This is a genomic window from Umezawaea sp. NPDC059074 (genome assembly GCF_042738955.1).
Lineage (GTDB): Bacteria > Actinomycetota > Actinomycetes > Mycobacteriales > Pseudonocardiaceae > Umezawaea.
This window is the reverse complement of the sequence record NZ_JBHYHC010000048.1, coordinates 1-2,439: the sequence shown is the minus strand read 5'-3', so window position 1 is coordinate 2,439 and position 2,439 is coordinate 1. Positions and strand designations below refer to the sequence as shown.

At 69.7% G+C, this 2,439-nt stretch carries 2 protein-coding genes and 1 pseudogene; 1 reads left to right on the top strand and 2 read right to left on the bottom strand.

From position 1 onward, the window contains the following. A partial coding sequence (locus ACFWW9_RS22235) for an aminotransferase class V-fold PLP-dependent enzyme (RefSeq protein ID WP_390380936.1) occupies window positions 1-1,198 on the bottom strand: 1,198 nt, incomplete at its 3' end. A gap of 111 nt (window positions 1,199-1,309) precedes the next feature. Between ACFWW9_RS22235 and ACFWW9_RS22230 the strand changes: the two genes are divergently transcribed. Continuing rightward, entirely contained in the window at window positions 1,310-1,963 is a 654-nt protein-coding gene (locus ACFWW9_RS22230) for a YncE family protein (protein ID WP_390380934.1), read from the top strand. Window positions 1,964-1,980: 17 nt separating this feature from the next. On the opposite strand, the pseudogene ACFWW9_RS22225 reads toward ACFWW9_RS22230, so the two are convergent. Further along, window positions 1,981-2,439, bottom strand: a pseudogene (locus ACFWW9_RS22225) (NDP-hexose 4-ketoreductase); the annotation flags it as partial.

Sequence of the window (2,439 nt, the reverse complement as noted above, 5' to 3'; positions counted from 1 at the left end):
ACTCGGCGAACTTCGCCACGTCCGCGGCGTCGGCCGGGTCTCGGAACGGCTGGAACGCGACCATTCCGCTGTGCAGCCGTTCGTCGTCGTACGGGCTGAAGAACGACTCGCGACCCCAGTGCTCGGCGACGCGGTCCTTGATGTGCCCGCTGAGCCCGAGGACGTACCGCTCGATGTTCTTGCGGCCGACGCGGTCCCAGATCTCGGCGGCCATCTGGAGCGCCGGTCCGCGGGACAGGTCCGCCGAGCCGGTCTTCTGCACGTGCATGCCCATGTCGTAGGTCGGTTCCGGGCCGGTGGCCCTCGGCGGCAGCTCACCCTCGATCGGGTACCACAGCGAGATGACCGGCCAGAACTCCGGGAGCGGGGTGGGGTTGTACCGCGGCAGGACCTTGTTGCGGGAGTAGAGGATGCCGGTTCCCATGGGGCCGCACTGGTACTTCGCGCCGGAGCCGCTCAGGAAGTCGACCCCCAGCTCGTGGAGGTCGAAGTCGAACTGGCCGGGGAGGTGCGCGCCGTCGACGACCGAGATCAAGCCGTGCCGCTGGGCCAGTTCGGCGAGTTCCCTGGTGGGGAACCTGGTGCCGACGGTGAAGGTGACGGCCGCCCACTGGAGCACCTTGGTGCGGGGCGTGATCGCGGCTTCGAACATCTCCACGATCTCCTCGGCGTCCTGGTCGGGGCCGAGGCGCGGGGTGAGCTTCCGGACCACGACGCCGCGCCGGTTGTGCAGCAGGTTGAGCGGCGCCTGCATGGTGTAGCACTCGTGGTCGGTGGTGATCACCTCGTCGCCCTCGTCGAGCGCGAGGCCTTGCAGGATGCGCGCGTTGCCGTCGGTGGCGCCCGCGACGATGGCCAGTTCGTCCGGATCGCACCCGTAGGCGCGGGCGAGCACGGCGCGCGGCTCGGCGAACGTGGTCGGCGGATAGGGGTCGCGCGGGTAGCTCGCGTAGTCGAAGTCCGCGTTGCGCAACAGGTCCAGCACCGGCCGCGGCACCGACCCGAGCGTGCCGACGTTGAGGTGCGCGAAGCCGTCCTTGATGGTGAACAGCTCGCGGACGCGTTCCCAGTTGGCGCGGTCCTCCAACGGTCCCGACGGCAGGTGGGTGAACCTGCTCGGCGCGTCCTGCGCGGCCTGCCGCGCCTCGGCCTCGGTGCGGCGGCGCGCGGCGGCCACGACGGCCGATTCGGTGGGCATCTCCACGGCGAATCCTCTCCCCTGGTGCGGTGGGTGAGCGTCCCCAGTCCTTCCAATATACTTGATTTTCATATAGTTTACTGGAGATCAACTCTTCTGGGAGGACGTGCCATGGGCTCAGCGCCGACGACCATCCCCTCGGTGCGCTCACTGCCCGCGCCCGGCTCCGACCCCGGCGGCATCGCCGCCACCCGCGGACTGCTGTGGTGTGCGGACCGGTCCGACCGGCGGGTGCGGGCGATCCGGCCGCGGTTCGGCCAGGTCGAGGCGGACGTGGCGTGCGAACGGCTGTGCGGCGACCTGACGTTCCGCGACGGACGCCTGCTCGTGGTCGGCGACGAGCGGGAGCGGCTGCTGGACGTCGACCCGTCGAGCGGCGCGGTGGTCGACGCGATTCCCTTGGGGGACAACGGACGAAGGCTGGTCGCACTGGACTCGGGTCCGGCAGGGCTGTGGGTGGCGCTGCGCGATCCCGGCGTCGCCCAACTGTGGCACCACGAAACCCTCGACGTGCTGCACGAGGTACCGCTGCCCGGCGTGCCGTCCGGCCTGGCCAGGGTGAACTCGCTGCTCGTGTGCGCGGAGGCGGGCACCGGGCTGGTGCGCGCCCTCGACGCCGCCGACGGGCGGGTGCTGGGCACCGCGCGGGTCGACGGCTCCCCGGTCGGGATGGCCTGGGACACCTACAGCCTCTGGTACACCTCCGGCGACCACGTGAAGGCGGTGCGGCTGGACGACGTCCTGCACGGAGCAAGGGGGACCTGACCGGAACCCCCGCCGAATCAGGACGCCGCGAGCCGCGCGCGTGGGCGGAACGTCAACCCCTCGTCGTCGTCCTCGGCGTCGACCACCACGGTCGACCCTGGTGGGAATTCGCCGAACAGGATCTTCTCCGACAGGGCGTCCTCGATCTCGCGCTGGATCGTGCGACGCAGCGGGCGGGCGCCGAGCACGGGGTCGAAGCCGCGGGTGGCCAGGAGCTTCTTGGCCCTGTCCGTCAGCTCGATCGCCATGTCCTTGTTCTTCAACTGCGCCTCGACGCGGTTGATCATCAAGTCCACCATCTCGATGATCTGGTCCTGCGTGAGCTGGTGGAAGACGATGATGTCGTCGATGCGGTTGAGGAACTCCGGCCTGAAGTGCTTCTTCAGCTCGTCGTTGACCTTGTTCTTCATGCGCTCGTAGTTCGACGCGCCGTCCTGGCCCGTGGTGAAGCCCAGCCCCACGGCCTTGGAGATGTC